We start from the raw sequence: 20,638 nt of genomic DNA, 5'->3' as shown, positions 1-20,638 counted from the left end.
CTTTTCATTTTTCTATTTTTTATGCTTGTGGTTTGCGTAGGTAACCATAGACTACACCACTTACGATTGCTCCTACCAAGACAGACACGAGGTAAAGAAGAGCATTAGAAGTAAGGGCGATAACGAAGATTCCTCCGTGTGGCGCCATTAGTTTGATACCAGTAAGACCAACGAGTCCACCTGCTACTGCTGAACCAAGGATGAAGCTTGGGATCGCACGAGCTGGGTCAGCTGCACCAAACGGAATCGCTCCCTCAGTGATAAATGACAAGCCCATGATGATGTTTGTCAAACCAGAGTTGCGTTCTTCCTTAGTAAATTTGTCTTTAAAGAGAAGAGTTGCGACAAAGATGGCAAGTGGTGGCACCATTCCTCCAGCCATAACTGCTGCCATAGCCACAGAACCACCTGAAGAAACAGTCGCTGCAAGCGTACCTGTACCAAATACATAAGCCGCTTTGTTAACTGGTCCACCCATGTCAACAGCCATCATTCCACCAAGGACGATACCAAGAAGGACAGCTGAACCTCCTCCAAGACCGCCTAGGAAGTCATTCATAGCAGTATTGATTGCTGCCATTGGGATATTCACAGCTAGCATGACAAATCCAGTCAAGATTGTTCCAAGAAGTGGCAAGAGAAGAATTGATTTAGCACCTTCGAGTGAACGAGGAACTTTAACGTATTTCTTGATAGCAAGAACTAAAGCACCTGCGATAAATCCACCAACAAGGGCACCTAGGAAACCAGATGAGACACCTGCAAGAGTTGAAGTTGCTTCACCACCTGCGGCATAAGGAATTTTACCAAAGGCAAAACCTTCTTTGGCAATAGCACCAGCCACGAAACCTGCTACCAAACCTGGTTTTTCAGCGATAGAGTAGGCAACATAACCTGCAAAGACTGGGAGCATCAAACCAAAGGCAGCTCCACCAATTTTCATAAACATAGAAGCTAGCTCATGGTAGGAACCAAGATTACCAAGATTTTCATTTGGAACACCCAAAGCACCGTCAATCAAGAAGGCAAGGGCAATCATGATACCACCACCTATAACGAATGGCAACATTTGAGATACACCACTCATCAAGTGTTTGTAGAAGGCACCACCAAGGCTTTGTTTTTCGTTGCTTGCTGTCGAAGCTTTTGCTCCATTAGCAGCACGGTAGACTTCAGCATCTCCTGAAAGAGCCAAGTTAATCAATTCTTCTGTTTTACGGATACCGTCAGCAACTGGACGATTGATCAATGGTTTGCCATCGAAACGATCCATTTCAACGGCCTTGTCTGCTGCGATGATAACAGCTTTAGCCTTGCGGATATCTTCTGCAGTTAGTTGATTTCCAACACCGCTAGCACCATTAGTCTCAACCTTGATCCCAACACCCATTTCAGCAGCTACTTTTTGAAGAGCTTCTTGAGCCATGTAAGTGTGGGCAATACCTGTTGTACAAGCTGTAACAGCTACGATAAAGTCACCCGAGTTATTAGCAGGTACTTGAACAGGCTCTTCAGTTTTTTCTGAAGCTTGGTTAAAAAGTTCGATAACTTGGTCAGCTGATGTTACTTGACGAAGTTTGTCAGCAAAACCGTCTTTCATCAAGTATTGAGACAATTCTGCCAAGGCTGCCAAGTGAGTATCATTGGCACCTTCTGGAGCTGCAATCATAAAGAAGAGGTCAGTTGATTGTCCATCCAAGCTCTCGTAGTCAACACCCTTGTTTGACTTGGCAAAGAGAACTGTCGCTTCTTTGACAGCAGCATTTTTGCTGTGAGGCATTGCGATACCATCACCCAAACCTGTAGAAGTGAGAGCTTCACGCGCCAAAATTCCTTCTTTAAAGGTTTCAAAATCTGTCACATAACCGTGGTCTGTCAAACTTTTAATCATCTCGTCGATGACAGCTGTTTTTTCAGTTGCTTGCAAATCCAGCAACATAACATCTTTTCTCAATAGGTCTTGAATTTTCATCGTTTTTCTACCTCAACTTTTTCATATGTTTCTTTAATAAATTCTGCTGTTGCCAAGTCATCTGAGAAGGTGGTTGCCGTTCCGCAAGCCACTCCCCATTTGAAGGCTTCTACTGCATCTTTAGATTTGACAAATTCACCTGTGAATCCGGCAACCATAGAATCACCAGCACCAACTGAATTTTTGACTGTTCCCTTGATAGGTTTTGCGAAATAAGCTCCCTCAGATGTGACAAGAAGGGCACCGTCCCCAGCCATGGAGATAATGACATTTTGAGCTCCTTTGGCCAGTAACTGACGAGCATAGTTCTCGATTTCATCTAAACTTTCGAGTTTCACTCCAAAGATAGCTCCCAGTTCATGATTGTTTGGTTTGACCAAAAGCGGCTGGTAGTCCAAACTATCAATCAAGGTCTGTCCTTCAAAGTCACAAACCACTTGCGCACCCGTCTGACGCGTCAAGGTAATCAAATCCTTATAGATAACATTGCCTAGATTTTTAGCACTTGAACCCGCAAATACAACCGTGTCTTCTGCAGTCAAACTAGACAAAATATCTTTCAATTCTTCTAGCTGAGCTGGTTCCACATTTGGACCCGTTCCGTTGATTTCTGTTTCTTGGTCTGCTTTGATTTTAACATTGATACGAGTATCTTCTGCCACTTGGACAAAACATGTCTCGATTTCTTCCTCTGCAAGGGTATCTGTGATAAATTTACCAGTAAAGCCTCCGATAAATCCCGTCGCTGTATTTGGTATATCCAAACGTTTCAAGACACGGCTGACATTGATTCCTTTCCCACCAGCAAACTTATCATCACTGTCCATACGATTGACACTACCAACTTGGACTTGGTCCAAACGAACGATATAGTCAATGGATGGATTGAGTGTGACTGTATAAATCATACTTCTATTACCTCCGTTTTCTCCTTAATAGCCTGCAAGAGCTCATGCCCTTGACTTGTGATAACAATAGCTCGTTTGAGTGGTGCTACCTTGGCAAAGCAAGTTTGTCCAATTTTTGACGAATCCACCAAGACATAGGTCTGTTTTGCATTTTCTAAAATAGCACGCTTCACAGCCCCCTCCTCCATATCAGGAGTCGTATAATAGCCATCGTCCACACCATTCATCCCGATAAAGGCACGGTCAAAGTGCAATTGGTTAATCTGGTTAAGAGCAACGCCCCCGATGCTAGCATCTGTTGCCATCTTGACACTTCCTCCAACCATGACAGTTGGAATCTGCTTTTCAACCAACTGTGCGGCATGGTGAATCGAATTTGTCACAACAGTAATATTCTTATTGACCAATTCATGGATCAAAAAAGCAGTTGTTGTTCCAGCATCGATAAAGATGACATCTTGTTCCTTAATGAGAGAGGCTGCTTTCTGAGCCAGCAACTTCTTTTCTTGAAGGTTTTTGACAGATTTTTCTTGAATGGTTTCTTCTTCCTGCAAGGAATGGGGCAATTCTGCTCCACCATGCACGCGACGAAGCTTGTTTTCCGCTTCCAACTCATCCAAGTCTCTTCGAACCGTTGATTCTGAGGTCTCTAGCAAACTAACTAATTTTTCTAGAGAAACTACATGATGTTGATTTAACTCCTCTAAAATCAGTTGTTTCCGCTCTGTTTTTAACACTGAATCACCTCCTGTTATCGTTTACACTATTCATTCTATCACACTTTCTTTCAAAGTCAAGCATTTTTTATCATTTTCTTTCAAAATCTATCATTTTTCTTATTTCTAGAATTTTTATTGCAAGATAGGGGCCTTTATGGTAGACTATTTGAGTAAGTATTGGAAGATTACTCAAGAGGCTTAAGAGGCCGTGTTGGAAACGCGGTAGGCGTGTAACAGCGTGCGTGGGTTCGAATCCCATGTCTTCCGTTTATTTTAAAAAAGATACCCAAGAAATCTTGAGTCCACTGAAAAAACAGGTCTCTTACTTTTAATGAAATGAAAACCGAGGAATCTCTCGTTAATTTGAGCGAATTCCTCGGTTATTTTGTATTTATTAAGGTCATAATTCGTTTCATATTGACCACGAAAATGGTTGTTGCTGCCTGTAACTCCATGCTGAAAAGACCCGATGCTCTCGCGACATCAAAGCCATGTCTCTGTTTTAGTTCGGCATTCTTTGCTTCGATTTTATAGCGATGTCTGGCCATTTCTTTAAAATAAGGTGTTTCCTGAAATTTCTTCTGGAAAAGATGGTCGTCACTCTTAATGGCTATTGAATAAGTTTTAGACTTTGCCCCCTCCTTATAACATCCTTCCTTGGAAAGGCAACTCTTGCACTTCTCAATGTCAAAGTAATGAGTGACAACTTGATTCTTATTTTGATATTTTTTCCCTGTCCTTGCTTTGCGAACAGCCATGTGTCCTTCTGGACAGACAAATAGCCCTGCATCTTTATTAAATTCAAACGCATCCTCTTCTTTACGGTAACCTTTTGAAACAGAAGGATTCAGTTTTGAAACCAAATGAATCTTTTCTTTGCGAGCTAGTTGAATGTTGTCCTTTCCTGAATAAGCCGCATCACCAATAATAGTCTCGATGTCCAGACTATTTTCCTTTGTTTTGGCATATAATTCAGGTAAATATTTCCCATCGCTTTGTTCACCAGAAGTAACCACACAAGCAGTAATAATCCGTTCATCCGTCATAGCGATATGACTTTTATATCCATAGAAAGAGCTGTCGGCTGTCTTATGTCCGAGCCTAGCCTCCTCCTTAACAGAAGCTTCCAAATGTTCTAAGTCGTCCTCGACAGCCTCTTTTAGGTAATTGAACTTTTGAGAAACAGCCGGTAGGGCTAAGAGTTCCTCGTGTTTTTCAACCACAGCCATTAACTCCTCTGTATAGGTCAACTCTGCTTCGAGGTTATCTTCTTGAGGTTTCTTTGGAAATTCTATTTTGATATCTTCTGAATGTTGATAAATTGTTTTACGTAAAGCTTTTGAACGCTCTCTAAGGATTTCTTGGGGTTTCTTATGATTATAATGAGATTTGGTGTGAGTGGCATCCACAATGAGGATTTTACTCTTAATCAAGTTATGTTCGAGTGCAATTTGAACAGACTTCTGAATCAATACATCAAGCAGTTTGTCATCTTTAATTCTTAGCTTTCTAAATTTTGTCAGAGAGGATGGCTCGATAACAGAATCTTCAGGAGCTAGACCAAGAAAAAATTTAAAGGCCATATCTGACAAGGAACGTCCTACCACATCTACATCTGATAACTTATAAATATCTTTTAACAAGAGATATTTGAACATCATAATCGGTGAATAAGCTTTACGCCCAAAATCGGGACGATAATTCTTTTCTAGTTCATCATAAATAAAGCTAAAATCACAGAGTTCAGTTAGCTGACGTAAAAAGTGGTTTTTAGGAACCACGATATCATACAAACTAGAATAAGGACTGACATCCATAGTTAACTGATTATCAAGCATCATTTCACCTCATCTCTAGTATAACAAAAAAGCCATCAATTTGATGACTTTTTCAGTAGGCTCGAAATCTTGGGTATCTTTTTTCTTATATGCTTGTTTTATAACTCGGGTGAATTTCTTAGAAAATATCAAATAACAATTTCACATTGAGAATTGTTAAGATAATGGAAACGATATAGCCAAGGATGGTATTCCATTTGGCATTGGTAAATTCTCCCATCAGTGATTTCTTAGAAGTTAGATAAATCAGTGGGAAGATTGAAAATGGAAGAGCAATCGAAAGAAAGACTTGTGAATAAACCAATAACTGATCCAATGTTTTTTCCTGATGACCAAACAGAACCGCTACAATCATGACAGGCAACAAGGCAAAGAGACGAGTTGCCAAACGAATGAACCATTGAGGTAATCTCATATGCAAGAAACCTTCCATAACGATTTGTCCAGTCAAGGTACCCGTAATTGTCGAATTTTGACCACTGGCTAATAAAGCCAAGGCAAACAAGGTTGATAAGGTCGAGCTAGCTATAGCTCCTGCAATAGTAGAATCCTGCAAGGCATTATACATTTGAGAGAAGGCAGAAATCTCAGATGCATGGCCGAAAAAGAGAGCCGCCCCGAGAATTAATAGAAGGGAGTTAACCACAAAGGCCAAGGATAATTGGAGATTTGAATCCCAGGTCATAAAGCGCACCGCTTTTCGAACATCATCCTTGTCCTTGTGATTGATTTTCCGAGTTTGAGACAAGGAAGAATGCAAATAGAGGTTATGGGGCATAACCGTTGCTCCCACGATCCCTAGTGCCAAGGTTAATTGACTTTCATGCCCTGGCAAGGGACTTTCAAATAAGGTTGCATTCGGTAGATAACCCTCAACGATTCCTTGGAAGCTTGGATGTGACAAAGCTACCAGATAGGTAAAAATTGCTAGAATGGTTAAAATCAGTGTTGTCACAATAGCTTCAATCTTCTTAAAGCCAAATTTCATCAGAAGCAATAAGAGAAAAACATCCAACACGGTCAAGAGAATTGCTATCATAATCGGAATCTTAAAGAGAAGATTGAGAGCAATCGCTGAACCTAGAACTTCTGCCAGATCTGTCGCCATCAAGGCTAATTCTAAAATCACCCATAGACTATAACGAAGCCATTTAGGTGAATGATGAGCCGTTGCTTGAGCCAGGTCCATCTGGGTTACAATACCAAGCTTTCCTGCCATCTGCTGAAGTTGCATGGCAATGAGAGATGAAATCAAGATAACAAACAAGAGACTATACTTATAGGAAGCACCACCGACTACACTGGTAATCCAGTTTCCTGGATCCATATAACCAACTGCGACAAGAGCACCCGGACCTAAAAAGGCATTTAAATTTTGCCAGAAATGATTGTTATTTGGAGTATCGATAGATTGATTAATCTCAGAGAGTGACACTTTTTTATGAGAAGACATAGATACTTACCTCTTTCTAAACCTACTTTTTCATTATTTTCTATTAGAGAAAAATAAGATTGACTTTAAACTATTAAAACAATGAAAACTATATGAAAAACATTTAGTTTTTTCATTATTTTTCTTAAGGCACCTTAATATTTTTCTTAAGGCACCTTAATTATAACACAAAAATGAAAACTATATGAAAAACATTTAGTTTTTTCATTATTTTTCTTAAGGCACCTTAATTATAACAGAAAATATGATAAAAACTTAAGAAAATTCAGGACTTGATTTAATATTTAGGATACAACAAAATGTTGTATTCTTTTTTTGCAAAAGAATACCAAAGACAAAAACAAAAAACGTTGATTTAACAACGTTTTACCAAGGAATGCAAAAGAATGCAAAGGAATAATGGAGCCGGTGGGAGTCTCTGATACACTATTAAATCAAGCTATATTTTATTTTGTAACTCCTTTTATAACTCTTTAACAAAAAAGCGTTTATTCGATTTACATTACTTGGATTTTAAATCCAACCTTTTTCAGAGCAAACAAAAAAACCGCAAGCCTAAGCCTGCGGTGAAAGAACTATTCTTTGTCTTTGTTTTTATTTTGACTATTCCCTGTGAACAAACCAATTAGCCCTAGTGCAGTAGTTCCAGTTAAAACACTACCTGCAATTTGTTTATCTGTAGCTATTAAATAAATTCCACCAATAATAACAACGAGGGCGATTAAAAAACCAAATAGCTGTCCTAATTTATGAGAAGAGATATTCCCTGATAAGTATTTATCTTCCATCTCTCTACGATGTTGGCTTTCTGCAATACCATTATCAATAATCTTTTGTGCAGCATCAGGATATAGCTCTTGATATCCTTTGAGGATATCTGGATGTGGTAGATCACCTTGATAGATTTCCAACTTCTGCAGAACTACTTGACGCTGTTCATGTGGTAAGCGCTCGACTTCATCAACAATATTATTGACTTCAATCAATTCTTTATTCTCGGTATCCAAATTTCATTACCTCTTTCTGAATGCCCATCGTTGATTTCTTGTAATCACTTTTGACTTTCTTCCAGTCTGGGACTGTATCAGCTTTTACTTTTGAAATGCTCTGGTTAAAGCTAAAAACAGGCAATACAATTGCTGTCATACCAAGTAAAAAAGACTTAAAGTATTGAGGTTGTTTTGTATTTTTTAACATACCAAATTCCTCCTACTCGCTCCATAATATTTTTTGAATTAACTTGATTATGACATCTTTCTTTAAAAAAGTCAATGTTTCTTACTCTTTTTAACGAAAAAATCCCCACAAGAACGAGTCCTGTGGGGTAGAAAGAACAATTTAGAAAGTTTCCTTTCTATTTATTTAACTGTAACCAAGCCTTCTGGCTCTACTGTGAACTCTGGTTTGTCTGCCATCGTTCCGTCTGCTTTGAGGTAGTACCAGCCTTTTCCGTCCGCTGATTGGACAAATGAGTTAGATACCATGTTGCCATTCTTACGGTCAAGATAGTACCAAGTCAGCTTATGCTTGATCCAACCAGTGACCATCTTGCCGTCTTCATCAAAGTAATACCAAGCGTTATTGATACGAGCCCAGCCAGTAGCCATAGACCCTGAATCCGTGAACCAGTACCAAGCATCTTTGTAGTTCAACCAAGTACTACGCTTCATGAAGCCTTTATCATTGAAATAGTACCAAACGTCATTGATTTTCTCCCATTTGTCAGTTGGGTATGTACCGTCTTCACGAACCCACCACCAGCCGTACTGGTTCTGTTGCCAGCCAATTTCGACTTCTTCAGGCGGTACAATATACCCAACGATTTCATCGACAGAGCGCTCGTTGTAGCGACAAGGGCCACCTACTTCCAAGTAGTCCCAGTTGCCATCGATGTTCTGCTCAATCGTCTTGATAGTATTTCCGTCTGAGTCTTCATAGACAAGTCCTGTATGCCCGTAGTTGACACCGTCGCCAGCTACGTAGGATTTTACGAAGAACCAACCAGCTTTTGGATAGTCAGCGTCATACACGACTTTCAAGCCTTGTGAACGTGCTGACTCAAGCAAGTCGTAAGCATTGCCCCAAAGGGTCACACCGTACCAATGACGGAGGCCGTAACAAGGTACGTCAGCGCACTGAAAGCCATAGGCTCCATCATTATCCACTCCATCGCCAGAATCGGCCTTGTCGATGAAGAATTGAATCATTTCTTGTTTTTTTGACATACCTACTCCTCACTTGGTTTCTTATATTCTAGCGCTCGTGTGCTGTCTGTGATTCCGCTTGTGGTTGGGTCATTGACCAATCCGATTGCAGTCAAGAATACGAAGACCGCATTGACAAGCAAAATCAGCTTGTTGCCGATATCACCCAAATCAAGACGATATCCAAAGACTGCTGCACCAGCTTGCAAAACAAGCAAGAATGCTGGGATAGCAGACAGGTAAAAGTATTTATTTTCTAGTCGTAGTTTCCAGTTAATCATATGTTTTTCCTTTCTACCTTAAAAATTTAATTATTTTTGCTTTTTTTGTGTATTTTTCTATTTTTCCCCCTATTGAGTCATCTCCGACTAATGTTATTTCAAAAAAATTTCCATCATTATAAAGATAAGATATTCCTGGTAATGAAAGAGGTGGTTTATCGTCGGCTTGCATAGATTTTATTTGTTTATAATCAAAATTGTTAGGTATGATTAATGTATTGGGTAGATAAAAAGATATAGTAGCTTTATAACCGGAAGAACCACTTGGTTCTATTGTTAATAAAATTTCTCCTCCACCACTCCACACCAACCTATCGCCAATATACCGCTTAACAATCTCCTGATTGCCTAACATTATCCTTATTCTATCTTTCATAACTACACCTGCTTAAAGATATCATAAATCGTGTTAGGGTCTTTGGTTGGAAGAGCATCGTACTGCGCTTGTGTTCCTGCCCAATACTTCAGTGCTTGTTGTCCCTGTTGGTTGATGATGTTCTGACCAGGCGCTCCGTTTGCTCCTCTGGGGCCATCGTTTACGTTATCTAAATGAGTGAACCCAGAGGCCTTAAGACCTCTGTAATTCACTTCAATGCGGACTTCGAACCAACCACCAGAGCGCTGGGTAGCACTCCATGTTCCAAATTTACCAGCTGAATCAGGAGTCTGATTTCTCAATACCCCCCAGTTGTTATTCCCAAAACCACGGTAATAATAATCAAGAGTATAACCACTCGTGATTGCTTCGCCATCGTAGAATACATCCGCAAACAGATTCAATTGGCTAGTAGCGCCATTTCGATAAGATCCTTCGATACGGACATTGACACTTAAGCTATGACCATTCTCACCCTTCAATCTATCACGTTGAGTCGGTGTCAGCGTATCGAATGATGGACGGTTTTCTAACGCACTAATCCTTGCCTTAATTGGGATATCATTGTACAACTCCGATTTCAATGCGTAACCCGACAAGGATTGATGGCTTGTCAGATAGGCTTTTTGTTCCAGCTCATCTTTCGTAACCTGTTGCTCTTTAATGCCCTTGATATCCTTACCAATTTCAGCCGCTAGACTTTCAAGGTTATTCATAGGCTTCACGCTTTCGCTTGGTTGTAAGTCGCTACCAAATCAAGATTGACAATCTGGTCTACACGTCCACCAACTTCTGTGATTTTTCCAAGGAGTGCGCCGTTTTCGTCTTGTCCCATGTTCGTGATTTTGTCAGCAATTTCTTTCAAAGTATCAAGATTTTCAGGTACAGACTCACCCAAGATTTCAGCTTTAACTTCTGATTTAGCTTGAGTGACTGCCTGAGAGATAGCTTGCGTCATTGCTGAAGATTCTACTTTTGTGCTGACGCTTTGTTTTACTTCTTTGATATCTGCTCCGACAGCTTGTGCGAATGCTGTTAATTTTGTTGTGTCCATTGTTTTACACCTTTCCTAAGTTATAATAAAAGAGCAAGTCAGGGATTTCCTGACATGCTCCACCTTCGCTTGCAGGTCTTTCTGCAAGCTGTTTTTTTACTTCTTTTTCGATATCTAACTCCTTCAAAGTGTAGACATCTTCCGTAACCAATTCCCTATCTGAGTCTTCAATTTCAATATAAGTATCTCTATCGCTTGGGAAGATATACCCTCCAACCGAGATTTCCACTCGGTATTTTCCGCTTGGTAGAACACTGTCTAAATTGAAATTGACAGAATGGCTAGTGACGGGAGCAGTTGTCTTCCATCTTCGTTGTCCCTTTGTCAGAGTGACAACCGCATCTTGACCTTCAAACAAAGTCATGACACGGTAATTCTCGTCTAACAACTCAAACCCAAAGGTAGAAGACAAATCCCCTTGTTTAATAAGGTCGCCACCATCAATTCGAGCCAAATTGGTTGTATTAACTCTACGTTTGTTACAACCCACTCTGCGCCCCTTTCTATCTAATCATCTATTAAGATGCCTTCTTTGATATCCAATTTTTCAAAATCGCTGAATAAACGGTCTATGTAGCCGTTACCTCCTAGAGTTTTATAGCTTTTATGCATGCTTTCCACTAGGGAGAATTCATCTCTAGAGGTATATCCTCTGTTAATAGCTCGTCGCATATCACGGTCAAGGCGCAACTTCATGGTATTTAGATGCGCCTCATCGTGTATTTTTAATTTTTCTTGCACTTCGTCGATTTTGGAATTGCTATCTTTAGCGGTAGTCTGGACATCTTTAATCTGTTTCTTAACATCGGTTAGTTCCGAGACGATTTTCTCCGTCTCTTCTTTGGCTTTTTTCGGCAATTTGTAGCTAAGCCAAGCGATGATAATTGGTGAAGCCGATGGTAGCACGTTCATGAAGAAATGTTCTATCTGTTGTAAGACGTCCATAAACACCTCTCTAGTTCGCCAAATTGCTCAAGCCAAGGCGTTCCAATTCTTTACGCACACGGTCTCGGAAGCGTTTATTGACAAATGAAAAGTCAATCGCTCCACGTTTAAGCAGGTTGATGTACATGTCGATTTTAGCTTGGTCTAATGTAATCTTACTCATTGTTGCTACCTCCATTGTTTTCACTAGTGCTCGCTTCGCTTGTCGGTGTAGGAATTTCATGTTCTGTCTCGCTTTCTGTTGGTTGTTCTACTGCTGGTGCAGGTTGTGTAGGCGCTTCTGCTACTGGTTGTTCAGTAGTTGGTTGCGCTGGTGCTGGTTCAGATACGACCACGTTAGGAACTCCGTTTGTGGCTACTTCTGTAGCTGGTTGGGGTTCTGGTTGAACTGGTTGAGTTACTGGAGCAGGTTCAGCAGGATGGGTTTCTGGCTCGGCAACGTGAGGTGCTTCCTCACGCCCCTCTGCTTTGTCCTCATGCTCATGATCGATACCATTGTGTTTCTCAAGCACTTCCAAGCGTGCAAAGAGTTCCTCGATATCGTCAGTATTATGCAAGCTGACCTTCTGCATACCTTCCATAAGCTGATTCGCTTGTTCAAGGGCTGCAGTTGTTTTAGCCAATTGTTCTTGGTTTTTGACAATGGCACTTGTTGGGTCTAATTCGGTTCGTAGAATCTCTTTGACTGCTTCAATGAGCGTTTCGTCCGTATCACCCAAGCGGTCACCCTCCAACTCACGAGTGAAAAAAGTTAACGGCTTGTCACATTGAATAGAGACTTCCGTCTTGCCAACTCTAAAAAATTTATTTACTAATACAAATTCCATGTTAAATTACCTCTTTTTCTCTTTAGAATAAAATTGAAGACCACGATAGTTACGACTAGACAAAAATTGATCTTTATCTGTTGAATTGTAAAACTCTAAAGTAACTTTGTAGTAGGTCCTGTTGTTCCAGCTATTAGTATAGATTTCTGCTGTTGCTGACTTGACTAATGTTGTTCGACCTGCAATGATTAACTTACCATTTCCCCAACGACCTGTACTATAACCATATCCAGTTCGTTCCTTTTCCAAAGAAACTGTTAATCCGCTGCCACCACTGATTGAAACTTCTTCTGAGATGTCTATTTGTTTTACAAATACCCACCTCTCCCAAACCAATCTTGAGCCAACATATCGTTCTACAATCTCATGCCCTCCGACATAGATTCCTTCTCTTGTAGCCATAGCATCACCTACTCATAAACATCATAGATTGTGTTAGGATCTTTTGTACCAATTACATTATATTGCGCTTTAGACCCATACCAATACTTCATTTGCTGATTTCCGTTTTGGTTAATCAGCTTGTGAGCAACTACTTCGGACGGTGTACTTGGAATCCCAAGCGCTGACCTGTTTACTCGTAAAACACCCGAATTATCGACTGTAATCGTTGAATTATCAGGTCTGACAACTCCGTTTGAACCAGCTGTTGCGGTTGAGGGAGTTGGACTCACTCCGTTTTTAAAAGTTTGCACAGACACTTTTTTCAACCCACGCCCATCATGAATCATGATGTTGTCCGAGTTGTTGACCTGATATGTTTGTGGTAAATCAGTTACTTTCCGTGTCTGTGTACTAATTACTGCCATATTATACCTCCATTCTATATTTCCAATCTGCGACAATCACATGACCGTTTTCATCAGCAAGCAAGGTATGTTCTGTACCGTCTTCCGTACGAATCGGAGCAGTGAAATCGTTCTGCAAGAACATGTACTCGATAGCATTTAGTCTATCTTCGTGTTCCTGAACCTCACGCTTCAAAGCCTCTACAGACTCATAGCTTGCTTGTCTTACGTTGTCTACGTTGCCCAGACCAACTTGAGATTTCGTCACATTGTGCGGATTGTTACTATTAGTTGCGTGAGCGTTGAACTCCTGCTTACTAGCCTGTTCCACATTCGTAACATTCCCCAAACCTACCTGTGTCTTTGTGACACCGTGAGGATTGTTGCGGTTGTTCGAATGGTCTTGAAAATCAACTTTACTTGCTTGTTCGACATTTGCGACATTCCCTAGCCCAACCTGTTGTTTCGTCACATTGTGTGGGTTGTTTCGGTTATTGATGTGAGCAGTAAGGTCTGCTTGATTCGCTTTATTTGTTGTTTGATTGCCAATAATCGCTTCAAGACCGTCGATGTCTGCAACCTTATGACGGTGGGTTGCGTCGGCTTTCCCATTCCAGCGTGTGCGCTCTTGGTCAGAAACGTGACGGGCAGTGTCTCTAATGTGATTATCAATATTGGTTTGTAGCTTTCTTTCTGTCGCTTTCAATTCAGGGACAGTTGCATAAACCAAGTCAGTCGCATTGTATTGAATGGTAATCTGACTATTCTTACTAATAGTCGTGTTGAAATCATAATCTCGATATACGTAAGCAGATGTTTTGGGAGGAATCACATCTCCCTGTTCTGCCCAAGTGTACATGTACATGAACTCTTCATGATTACCACGTTTTGCAAATACACCGATTTCATTCACAATCATTTCACGTTCAATCCGTGAATTATCAAACCTCGCTGTTAGACGAATCGTATCAGCTACATCCGTCGCTAAAGACTGTGTCACTTGCAGTGAATGAACAATTTGTACGATATTGTTTTTCTTACTAATATCCGTCCGATGCCGTCCGCTACCCAAAGCTATTCGAGAAAAAACCAGTGGTTCTCTATTCTGAATTGCTAAGGCTGTTTCGCTAATTGCTTTATCGGTCACAATAGGCTGGATAAAATATCCCATTTATTTCCTCCTATTCAAATCGAACTGAACGAACGTCTCTGAATGTATGAGCGCCGATATAAATCGCGTTCATCATTGGTGCTTCAACCGAGAATTGGATCCCTAAATGAGCAGGAATCAATTCACGCACATACTTTAAAAAACGGTTCAAATATCCAGTCGGTAGTTCTCCTAAAAATCGGATATGTACCGCCGAACCCTTGACCGTTACTAAATTATTGACATTCGTAAAGCTCTTTGTAATTTTTTGTAAACTCTCTGAGTTGATTTTAATCTTGGAAGAAATTAAAGTGATTAGATACCGCCTTCGCTCTTCCAAATCAATTGTTTTCGGTTTTACCTGAAGGGCCTTTTCCCAACGGGTAATCCAGTCTTCCGTCGCTTCTGGCAACAACATCAACCGTCTGGTATCAAAGATTAAGTCTGTAATCAATTCCAGCTCTGGAATCTCAGCTTCAAACAAATCATTGATGGTTGGATCTAAGACCTCTGGCAAAGCCGATAACATACGATATCTAACGTGCGACATTGATAGTTACCTCCGCTAACTTAGGAAGCATGTTCGTAGAAAGCTCAATACTTTGTTCCCTATCATTCAACAAAATACGGTCCACATCTCGAACCCCATTGATTCTGTCAATGATTGTGGCAACTTTATAGTTCCGAACCTCTTTCTCTTCAAATGCTTCTTCACGTAAGTATTTAATGAGTTGTACTCCCGCCTCATTCTTGATTGTTTCGACATCTACATCTTCATCAATCTTAATAGTTGCAGCAATACGGACATTGTAGCCACTTACTGACTGCACGGTTACATAAGCACCAATCGGAGCCACACCTAATCCATGGCCACTTGGCTCAGGATCCAAGTAATTCTTGAATTTCTTTACCAGCTCTGGACTTGCTTCATTGCCGTCAGCATCCGTAATAGATACACGTACCGTGTTTTCTCCCTTCCAAAGTGGTTCAATAAGTGCTGAACCAACACCAACGAACTCACTTGCCCATTTCTTGTATTGGGCAATGTTCCCGTTTAAAGTCGGTGTTTTCAAGTACTCAATAGTCCGTTTGCGGAGTTGTTTATCTGTCTCTTCGTCTTCTCCTACGACGATAACAGAGCCGATTTCTGCCCCTTTAAAATCACTTAGCACATCAATATTGATGAGTTGACCTCTTACATAGTTAGGTGCATTTCCGACTTGCTCAGCTACTACACTATACTCAAATCCAGAGCGGCGTTCCAAAACACGGAAATTATACTCACTATTAACCACGCTGAAACGGGTTCCAAGTGGGATTTCCTGTTTGAATTGAACCAATCGAACTGATGCTGTGGCTGGCAAACGTTCAACTCCGAACTGCCTACATAATCGAGTTAGGAAGATTCCTGTACTCGTGTCTAAAAAGTTGACTTCCTCATACGATTTTAAGACCGTATACTGAATGGCAACTTCTCGAGCTGCAGGCGCTACTAAATTGTACAAGACAGACCCTTGTCTTTTGTCGTACTTATCATCAAACAAGGCCAGCATATCCTCTAAAATTTCTGGATATGTTTTTACCTTTATCATCGTTTCACCTCCAAATCCATTTCAAATGTTCCAAAATCACTATCAACCATGAACTGCACGTAAAATTCATCTTTCTTTACCTTCGTAGAAAAAGAGTGAGCCTCATGAATCCTGTCATCTTCATACAAGGCCTCTTTTATGCGCCGAGCGATATCCATCTGGGCATAATCCATATCCCCACCAAATAGAGCATCTAACTCAACACCGTAGCGATGATCATAAATTGTATAGATGAACCGTTCAGTTGTCAGCATGCGTCTGATTGATTGCTTCAGAGCATGAATGCCATCTGTTTCTAGCAAGATATTGGTTTCATCTAGTGTTAAGCTAGGCTGTTTCTTAGCTTCGACAACATTTTTAGCGATGTTTAAAAAGTTTGTTTTAGGAGTACTCATTCATCAGAACCCCCTTTCACTTTGCGCTTGTAGTGGAAAATTTTCTTGTACAAGACATAATAAAACCCTCCACCATCTTGTCTGATGAGATGAAGGGTTTGACCTACGTACTCAGGATCCAATGCCTCATCGGTCCATGTGACAGCAAGCATAGAATCATCTAAAATCAACTCATTGGTCAATTGGATTTTGAGTGGAGAAACCGATAAAACTACACCAGTCGTTATCTTTGCGAACTGGCGATTTTCAATGAAATTACTAATCAATTTCTTTAGATTTTCTATTACTTCCATCTACTCACTTCCTGCCATGAATAATTTAATTTCCATCGTATGCTTTTCTGCACTGAAGGAATGAGTTGCCTCTTCAATGACATACCATCCCTTCTTCTCAATATCCTTAACATCCACATAGACTGCATGGCCTGCTAAAAAGTCAATACTTCCAATATCGGCTTTTAGACTGAAAGTTTCTTTAGGACGGTTTTTCATCTTCAAGAGCATTTCGCCCCATTGCTTTATTTGCCCCTCAGTCGCTTTCTCATCCACTTTTTTCATATACTGGAGTTTTCCCCAGGCGCCGATGTTGTAGCTGTCCTGATAGATGTAGACTTCTCTCTTTTTAGTTTCTTTGTTCTCTTGGATCAAGCGGACAATATTAGCACTATCCTCAATCGAACCTTCAAACTCAAAGCTAGACATAAAGGATTCATTTCCGATAATGTACTGGATTGGTAAGTTTTTCGGAGTCGTTAGTGTCAACTCTCCGAACTTGTCATACAAAACCAGCAATTCTCCACTTTGCACCAAGGTCTCATCCATGGCCTCTTGGATAATATCCAGAGCCTTCTTGTCCTCCTTTAGTTGAGGGGATAAGGTCACGGCTGGGGCTTTTAGTTCCCCAATCTTCAAATCAAAATCTCCTGCTATTGCCGAGACGATTTGATTGACGTTTTTGTCCTTAGCAACAAAGTTGATATTGCGTAGTAAGTATTTTATCTGGTCGTGGAAGGTCAAGGTTGTTTTGGTATCTTTTTCGTACTTGATTTTCGTCAAATAACCAAAGAATACCTCTTTATCATCTAGCTTAAAAGCGAGCGGAGAACCGTATTCAAAGGCTACTTTTGTAGAGTTGTACAAGGTAATCTCCACGCTCCAAGCCGACCCTTTTCTAGTTGTCTTGAATTCGACCTTTTCAGACACAGTAGCTAAATCCCATGTATCTCCAGTTTTATTGTTCTGATAGAATAATTGCATCATGGTATCACGAACTCCTGTCCAGGATAAATCCAATGAGGGTCTTTGATTTTGTCTTTATTGGCTTCGTAAATTTCAGTATATCGGCTGCCATCTCCGTAAAAGGTCTGAGCAATCCCCCACAGAGTATCACCGCTCACAACCGAGTCCACTGAAAAAACAGGTCTCTTACTTTTAATGAAATGAAAACCGAGGAATCTCTCGTTAATTTGAGCGAATTCCTCGGTTATTTTGTATTTATTAAGGTCATAATTCGTTTCATATTGACCACGAAAATGGTTGTTGCTGCCTGTAACTCCATGCTGAAAAGACCCGATGCTCTCGCGACATCAAAGCCATGTCTCTGTTTTAGTTCGGCATTCTTTGCTTCGATTTTATAGCGATGTCTGGCCATTTCTTTAAAATAAGGTGTTTCCTGAAATTTCTTCTGGAAAAGATGGTCGTCACTCTTAATGGCTATTGAATAAGTTTTAGACTTTGCCCCCTCCTTATAACATCCTTCCTTGGAAAGGCAACTCTTGCACTTCTCAATGTCAAAGTAATGAGTGACAACTTGATTCTTATTTTGATATTTTTTCCCTGTCCTTGCTTTGCGAACAGCCATGTGTCCTTCTGGACAGACAAATAGCCCTGCATCTTTATTAAATTCAAACGCATCCTCTTCTTTACGGTAACCTTTTGAAACAGAAGGATTCAGTTTTGAAACCAAATGAATCTTTTCTTTGCGAGCTAGTTGAATGTTGTCCTTTCCTGAATAAGCCGCATCACCAATAATAGTCTCGATGTCCAGACTATTTTCCTTTGTTTTGGCATATAATTCAGGTAAATATTTCCCATCGCTTTGTTCACCAGAAGTAACCACACAAGCAGTAATAATCCGTTCATCCGTCATAGCGATATGACTTTTATATCCATAGAAAGAGCTGTCGGCTGTCTTATGTCCGAGCCTAGCCTCCTCCTTAACAGAAGCTTCCAAATGTTCTAAGTCGTCCTCGACAGCCTCTTTTAGGTAATTGAACTTTTGAGAAACAGCCGGTAGGGCTAAGAGTTCCTCGTGTTTTTCAACCACAGCCATTAACTCCTCTGTATAGGTCAACTCTGCTTCGAGGTTATCTTCTTGAGGTTTCTTTGGAAATTCTATTTTGATATCTTCTGAATGTTGATAAATTGTTTTACGTAAAGCTTTTGAACGCTCTCTAAGGATTTCTTGGGGTTTCTTATGATTATAATGAGATTTGGTGTGAGTGGCATCCACAATGAGGATTTTACTCTTAATCAAGTTATGTTCGAGTGCAATTTGAACAGACTTCTGAATCAATACATCAAGCAGTTTGTCATCTTTAATTCTTAGCTTTCTAAATTTTGTCAGAGAGGATGGCTCGATAACAGAATCTTCAGGAGCTAGACCAAGAAAAAATTTAAAGGCCATATCTGACAAGGAACGTCCTACCACATCTACATCTGATAACTTATAAATATCTTTTAACAAGAGATATTTGAACATCATAATCGGTGAATAAGCTTTACGCCCAAAATCGGGACGATAATTCTTTTCTAGTTCATCATAAATAAAGCTAAAATCACAGAGTTCAGTTAGCTGACGTAAAAAGTGGTTTTTAGGAACCACGATATCATACAAACTAGAATAAGGACTGACATCCATAGTTAACTGATTATCAAGCATCATTTCACCTCATCTCTAGTATAACAAAAAAGCCATCAATTTGATGACTTTTTCAGTAGGCTCCTCACAACCGTATGGCTTTTTTGAGCAGGTTTCTCAGTCGTAGGGCTACGTTCTTCAGTAGCTTTTGCCTGAGGTTTCTTTTTAGTAGCCTCAAGTGCTTTTTTGTCTTTAATAGTGACCTTACGTGGTTTATGAGACCGATATTGTAAGAACTTAATCTTGTATATCAGGTCATTTTCATATCCTGTCTTAGTAGAGACATCGAACTGCTCCACTAGAAATTTCCCGTTAATAGCAGAACCAAAAGCACCCCCAATCATGAGTTGAATAGGAGTGCCTTCCGTCTTAAATTTACGAATAGATGATACAAAGGATTCTGGAGAAACACGGCTATTCCGTTGGTAGTTTCCATCGTATCTTCCACTAGGAATAAAGGATTCAAACTCAATCGATTGAAGCTCTGGATTTCCGACAAGCGGAACGTTACCAGTATCGATGATAGCGACTGTCTCAATTCCTTGTTTGTCCTCCAGTTTGATTTCTTCTGGATTCACTGGCAATTTAATGCCTTCAATAAATATAAACATCTGCTACCTCCTTCCTAGTAAGCCATAAGGCCGTCAGCGCCGTTATTCAAAGCGTCTACAATGGTTGCATTCAAATCATCCAATACGTTGGCATACTGGCCAGCGTTATTAATGGAGTCAATGTTGGTAACAATCTCTGGTTTCAAGGTAATAAAGTTCTGTTGCCACTTCATGGTCGCAACGTCCTTAATTAACTTGATGTATTCATCGTCCAGTTTGATTTCATCTTCAATCTTGCCGACTTTGTCTAATTTACCACCAGTAGGATTGTGGCCGCCGCCACCTTGTCCTCCATCTCCTTGTCCAGGTACTGAACTTGCTGGGCTTAGTTCGTAAGGTGTCTTTCCTTGGTCACCTAAGAAATTATTTCCTGCACCGTTGGCATCGCCCGCTCCTTTGAAGAAACCACCGACAGCCTTATCGATACCTTGCCCGATTTCATACCCTTTATTAAAAGCTCCCATTCGGTCTCCAAGTTCAAGATAACCCAGTTGCGGAGTGTCAAGGTGCGGAGTTTCTAAACTAGCCTTGTGTTGTTTGAGATCATCTGCTAAGTGCAGACCTTCAAAGGTCTTTTTAACTGGTTTCTGCATGCTATCGATCGCA

27 protein-coding genes and 1 tRNA gene are annotated in these 20,638 nt (G+C 40.4%); 1 reads left to right on the top strand and 27 read right to left on the bottom strand.

Features of this window, described 5'->3' with window-relative positions; genetic code table 11:
- Positions 1-19: 19 nt before the first annotated feature.
- From FQT24_RS01430 to FQT24_RS01420, 3 genes are read right to left on the bottom strand one after another with little or no spacing between them, the layout of a single operon-like run.
- Positions 20-1,972: a fructose-specific PTS transporter subunit EIIC gene (locus FQT24_RS01430; RefSeq protein ID WP_143951964.1), complete on the bottom strand. Its 1,953-nt coding sequence runs from the start codon at positions 1,970-1,972 to the stop codon at positions 20-22.
- A complete protein-coding gene (pfkB, locus tag FQT24_RS01425) occupies positions 1,969-2,880 on the bottom strand; it encodes a 1-phosphofructokinase (protein WP_143951963.1) in 912 nt (303 codons plus the stop codon). The genes FQT24_RS01430 and pfkB overlap by 4 nt, the downstream gene beginning before the upstream one ends.
- Complete coding sequence (locus FQT24_RS01420) at positions 2,877-3,617, bottom strand: DeoR/GlpR family DNA-binding transcription regulator (protein WP_000920651.1); 741 nt, start codon at positions 3,615-3,617, stop codon at positions 2,877-2,879. The genes pfkB and FQT24_RS01420 overlap by 4 nt, the downstream gene beginning before the upstream one ends.
- Before the next feature lie 161 nt (positions 3,618-3,778).
- Between FQT24_RS01420 and FQT24_RS01415 the strand changes: the two genes are divergently transcribed.
- A tRNA-Ser gene (locus tag FQT24_RS01415) sits at positions 3,779-3,866 on the top strand.
- A 113-nt stretch (positions 3,867-3,979) separates the two neighbouring features.
- On the opposite strand, the gene FQT24_RS01410 is transcribed toward FQT24_RS01415, so the two are convergent.
- The 24 genes from FQT24_RS01410 to FQT24_RS10820 all read right to left on the bottom strand — a co-directional run bounded on the left by FQT24_RS01410 (position 3,980) and on the right by FQT24_RS10820 (position 20,625).
- Entirely contained in the window at positions 3,980-5,437 is a 1,458-nt protein-coding gene (locus tag FQT24_RS01410; protein ID WP_049550857.1) for an IS1182 family transposase, read from the bottom strand.
- Positions 5,438-5,555: 118 nt separating this feature from the next.
- The gene (locus FQT24_RS01405) at positions 5,556-6,890 is read right to left on the bottom strand and encodes an Nramp family divalent metal transporter (RefSeq protein WP_101776655.1); all 1,335 of its coding nucleotides are present in this window, start codon (positions 6,888-6,890) and stop codon (positions 5,556-5,558) included.
- Between the two features lie 575 nt (positions 6,891-7,465).
- Complete coding sequence (locus tag FQT24_RS01400; protein ID WP_143951962.1) at positions 7,466-7,897, bottom strand: DUF2335 domain-containing protein; 432 nt, start codon at positions 7,895-7,897, stop codon at positions 7,466-7,468.
- Positions 7,881-8,087: a hypothetical protein gene (locus FQT24_RS01395; RefSeq protein ID WP_084865372.1), complete on the bottom strand. Its 207-nt coding sequence runs from the start codon at positions 8,085-8,087 to the stop codon at positions 7,881-7,883. The genes FQT24_RS01400 and FQT24_RS01395 overlap by 17 nt, the downstream gene beginning before the upstream one ends.
- Before the next feature lie 161 nt (positions 8,088-8,248).
- Complete coding sequence (locus FQT24_RS11175; protein WP_143951961.1) at positions 8,249-9,115, bottom strand: CHAP domain-containing protein; 867 nt, start codon at positions 9,113-9,115, stop codon at positions 8,249-8,251.
- A gap of 2 nt (positions 9,116-9,117) precedes the next feature.
- Complete coding sequence (locus FQT24_RS01385) at positions 9,118-9,375, bottom strand: phage holin (RefSeq protein WP_143951960.1); 258 nt, start codon at positions 9,373-9,375, stop codon at positions 9,118-9,120.
- 13 nt (positions 9,376-9,388) lie between these two features.
- The gene (locus FQT24_RS01380) at positions 9,389-9,751 is read right to left on the bottom strand and encodes a hypothetical protein (RefSeq protein WP_143951959.1); all 363 of its coding nucleotides are present in this window, start codon (positions 9,749-9,751) and stop codon (positions 9,389-9,391) included.
- Positions 9,752-9,753: 2 nt separating this feature from the next.
- The gene (locus tag FQT24_RS01375; RefSeq protein WP_143951958.1) at positions 9,754-10,467 is read right to left on the bottom strand and encodes a phage upper tail fiber protein; all 714 of its coding nucleotides are present in this window, start codon (positions 10,465-10,467) and stop codon (positions 9,754-9,756) included.
- Positions 10,468-10,472: 5 nt separating this feature from the next.
- Positions 10,473-10,805 carry a hypothetical protein gene (locus FQT24_RS01370; RefSeq protein ID WP_143951957.1) on the bottom strand — a complete coding sequence of 111 codons (333 nt, stop codon included), beginning with the start codon at positions 10,803-10,805 and terminating at the stop codon, positions 10,473-10,475.
- Between the two features lie 4 nt (positions 10,806-10,809).
- Positions 10,810-11,295 (bottom strand): hypothetical protein, encoded by a 486-nt coding sequence (locus FQT24_RS01365; protein ID WP_143951956.1) that lies wholly within the window; start codon positions 11,293-11,295, stop codon positions 10,810-10,812.
- A 17-nt stretch (positions 11,296-11,312) separates the two neighbouring features.
- Positions 11,313-11,750 carry a coiled-coil domain-containing protein gene (locus tag FQT24_RS01360; RefSeq protein ID WP_061759909.1) on the bottom strand — a complete coding sequence of 146 codons (438 nt, stop codon included), beginning with the start codon at positions 11,748-11,750 and terminating at the stop codon, positions 11,313-11,315.
- Between the two features lie 10 nt (positions 11,751-11,760).
- Positions 11,761-11,913, bottom strand: coding sequence for a hypothetical protein (locus FQT24_RS10835; RefSeq protein ID WP_162837272.1), 153 nt, complete (start codon positions 11,911-11,913; stop codon positions 11,761-11,763).
- Positions 11,906-12,577: a hypothetical protein gene (locus FQT24_RS10905; RefSeq protein ID WP_221928338.1), complete on the bottom strand. Its 672-nt coding sequence runs from the start codon at positions 12,575-12,577 to the stop codon at positions 11,906-11,908. Before FQT24_RS10905 ends, FQT24_RS10835 begins: the two co-directional genes overlap by 8 nt.
- Positions 12,578-12,583: 6 nt before the next feature.
- Positions 12,584-12,979 carry a hypothetical protein gene (locus FQT24_RS01350; protein WP_143951955.1) on the bottom strand — a complete coding sequence of 132 codons (396 nt, stop codon included), beginning with the start codon at positions 12,977-12,979 and terminating at the stop codon, positions 12,584-12,586.
- A gap of 8 nt (positions 12,980-12,987) precedes the next feature.
- Entirely contained in the window at positions 12,988-13,386 is a 399-nt protein-coding gene (locus FQT24_RS01345; protein ID WP_143951954.1) for a phage upper tail fiber protein, read from the bottom strand.
- A gap of 1 nt (position 13,387) precedes the next feature.
- On the bottom strand, positions 13,388-14,536 hold the full coding sequence (locus FQT24_RS10955; RefSeq protein WP_143951953.1) for a hypothetical protein: 1,149 nt from the start codon (positions 14,534-14,536) through the stop codon (positions 13,388-13,390).
- A 10-nt stretch (positions 14,537-14,546) separates the two neighbouring features.
- Complete coding sequence (locus FQT24_RS01335) at positions 14,547-15,065, bottom strand: hypothetical protein (protein WP_185952529.1); 519 nt, start codon at positions 15,063-15,065, stop codon at positions 14,547-14,549.
- On the bottom strand, positions 15,052-16,107 hold the full coding sequence (locus FQT24_RS01330; protein WP_143951952.1) for a baseplate J/gp47 family protein: 1,056 nt from the start codon (positions 16,105-16,107) through the stop codon (positions 15,052-15,054). The genes FQT24_RS01335 and FQT24_RS01330 overlap by 14 nt, the downstream gene beginning before the upstream one ends.
- Positions 16,104-16,502, bottom strand: a complete 399-nt coding sequence (locus FQT24_RS01325) for a DUF2634 domain-containing protein (protein ID WP_000106741.1) — start codon at positions 16,500-16,502, stop codon at positions 16,104-16,106. Before FQT24_RS01325 ends, FQT24_RS01330 begins: the two co-directional genes overlap by 4 nt.
- Positions 16,499-16,795: a DUF2577 family protein gene (locus FQT24_RS01320; RefSeq protein ID WP_049500563.1), complete on the bottom strand. Its 297-nt coding sequence runs from the start codon at positions 16,793-16,795 to the stop codon at positions 16,499-16,501. The genes FQT24_RS01325 and FQT24_RS01320 overlap by 4 nt, the downstream gene beginning before the upstream one ends.
- Positions 16,796-17,761, bottom strand: coding sequence for an XkdQ/YqbQ family protein (locus FQT24_RS01315; RefSeq protein ID WP_143951951.1), 966 nt, complete (start codon positions 17,759-17,761; stop codon positions 16,796-16,798).
- 223 nt (positions 17,762-17,984) lie between these two features.
- Positions 17,985-19,442, bottom strand: a complete 1,458-nt coding sequence (locus FQT24_RS01305) for an IS1182 family transposase (RefSeq protein ID WP_049550857.1) — start codon at positions 19,440-19,442, stop codon at positions 17,985-17,987.
- A 35-nt stretch (positions 19,443-19,477) separates the two neighbouring features.
- On the bottom strand, positions 19,478-20,032 hold the full coding sequence (locus FQT24_RS01300; RefSeq protein ID WP_185952528.1) for a hypothetical protein: 555 nt from the start codon (positions 20,030-20,032) through the stop codon (positions 19,478-19,480).
- A 14-nt stretch (positions 20,033-20,046) separates the two neighbouring features.
- Complete coding sequence (locus tag FQT24_RS10820; protein WP_185952527.1) at positions 20,047-20,625, bottom strand: hypothetical protein; 579 nt, start codon at positions 20,623-20,625, stop codon at positions 20,047-20,049.
- Positions 20,626-20,638: the final 13 nt, after the last annotated feature.

The sequence above is a fragment of the Streptococcus mitis genome (assembly GCF_901542415.1).
Lineage (GTDB): Bacteria > Bacillota > Bacilli > Lactobacillales > Streptococcaceae > Streptococcus > Streptococcus mitis_BL.
Note: the sequence above shows the minus strand (reverse complement) of the source record. Positions and strands in the feature narration are given on the sequence as shown.

Coding starts and splice junctions, on each gene's coding strand:
- FQT24_RS01430 (WP_143951964.1), bottom strand. CDS start 1,972: ATGAAAATTCAAGACCTATTGAGAAAAGATGTTATGTTGCTGGATTTG.
- pfkB (WP_143951963.1), bottom strand. CDS start 2,880: ATGATTTATACAGTCACACTCAATCCATCCATTGACTATATCGTTCGT.
- FQT24_RS01410 (WP_049550857.1), bottom strand. CDS start 5,437: ATGCTTGATAATCAGTTAACTATGGATGTCAGTCCTTATTCTAGTTTG.
- FQT24_RS01405 (WP_101776655.1), bottom strand. CDS start 6,890: ATGTCTTCTCATAAAAAAGTGTCACTCTCTGAGATTAATCAATCTATC.
- FQT24_RS01395 (WP_084865372.1), bottom strand. CDS start 8,087: ATGTTAAAAAATACAAAACAACCTCAATACTTTAAGTCTTTTTTACTT.
- FQT24_RS11175 (WP_143951961.1), bottom strand. CDS start 9,115: ATGTCAAAAAAACAAGAAATGATTCAATTCTTCATCGACAAGGCCGAT.
- FQT24_RS01385 (WP_143951960.1), bottom strand. CDS start 9,375: ATGATTAACTGGAAACTACGACTAGAAAATAAATACTTTTACCTGTCT.
- FQT24_RS01380 (WP_143951959.1), bottom strand. CDS start 9,751: ATGAAAGATAGAATAAGGATAATGTTAGGCAATCAGGAGATTGTTAAG.
- FQT24_RS01375 (WP_143951958.1), bottom strand. CDS start 10,467: ATGAATAACCTTGAAAGTCTAGCGGCTGAAATTGGTAAGGATATCAAG.
- FQT24_RS01370 (WP_143951957.1), bottom strand. CDS start 10,805: ATGGACACAACAAAATTAACAGCATTCGCACAAGCTGTCGGAGCAGAT.
- FQT24_RS01360 (WP_061759909.1), bottom strand. CDS start 11,750: ATGGACGTCTTACAACAGATAGAACATTTCTTCATGAACGTGCTACCA.
- FQT24_RS10835 (WP_162837272.1), bottom strand. CDS start 11,913: ATGAGTAAGATTACATTAGACCAAGCTAAAATCGACATGTACATCAAC.
- FQT24_RS10905 (WP_221928338.1), bottom strand. CDS start 12,577: ATGGAATTTGTATTAGTAAATAAATTTTTTAGAGTTGGCAAGACGGAA.
- FQT24_RS01350 (WP_143951955.1), bottom strand. CDS start 12,979: ATGGCTACAAGAGAAGGAATCTATGTCGGAGGGCATGAGATTGTAGAA.
- FQT24_RS01345 (WP_143951954.1), bottom strand. CDS start 13,386: ATGGCAGTAATTAGTACACAGACACGGAAAGTAACTGATTTACCACAA.
- FQT24_RS10955 (WP_143951953.1), bottom strand. CDS start 14,536: ATGGGATATTTTATCCAGCCTATTGTGACCGATAAAGCAATTAGCGAA.
- FQT24_RS01335 (WP_185952529.1), bottom strand. CDS start 15,065: ATGTCGCACGTTAGATATCGTATGTTATCGGCTTTGCCAGAGGTCTTA.
- FQT24_RS01330 (WP_143951952.1), bottom strand. CDS start 16,107: ATGATAAAGGTAAAAACATATCCAGAAATTTTAGAGGATATGCTGGCC.
- FQT24_RS01325 (WP_000106741.1), bottom strand. CDS start 16,502: ATGAGTACTCCTAAAACAAACTTTTTAAACATCGCTAAAAATGTTGTC.
- FQT24_RS01320 (WP_049500563.1), bottom strand. CDS start 16,795: ATGGAAGTAATAGAAAATCTAAAGAAATTGATTAGTAATTTCATTGAA.
- FQT24_RS01315 (WP_143951951.1), bottom strand. CDS start 17,761: ATGATGCAATTATTCTATCAGAACAATAAAACTGGAGATACATGGGAT.
- FQT24_RS01305 (WP_049550857.1), bottom strand. CDS start 19,442: ATGCTTGATAATCAGTTAACTATGGATGTCAGTCCTTATTCTAGTTTG.
- FQT24_RS01300 (WP_185952528.1), bottom strand. CDS start 20,032: ATGTTTATATTTATTGAAGGCATTAAATTGCCAGTGAATCCAGAAGAA.
- FQT24_RS10820 (WP_185952527.1), bottom strand. CDS start 20,625: ATGCAGAAACCAGTTAAAAAGACCTTTGAAGGTCTGCACTTAGCAGAT.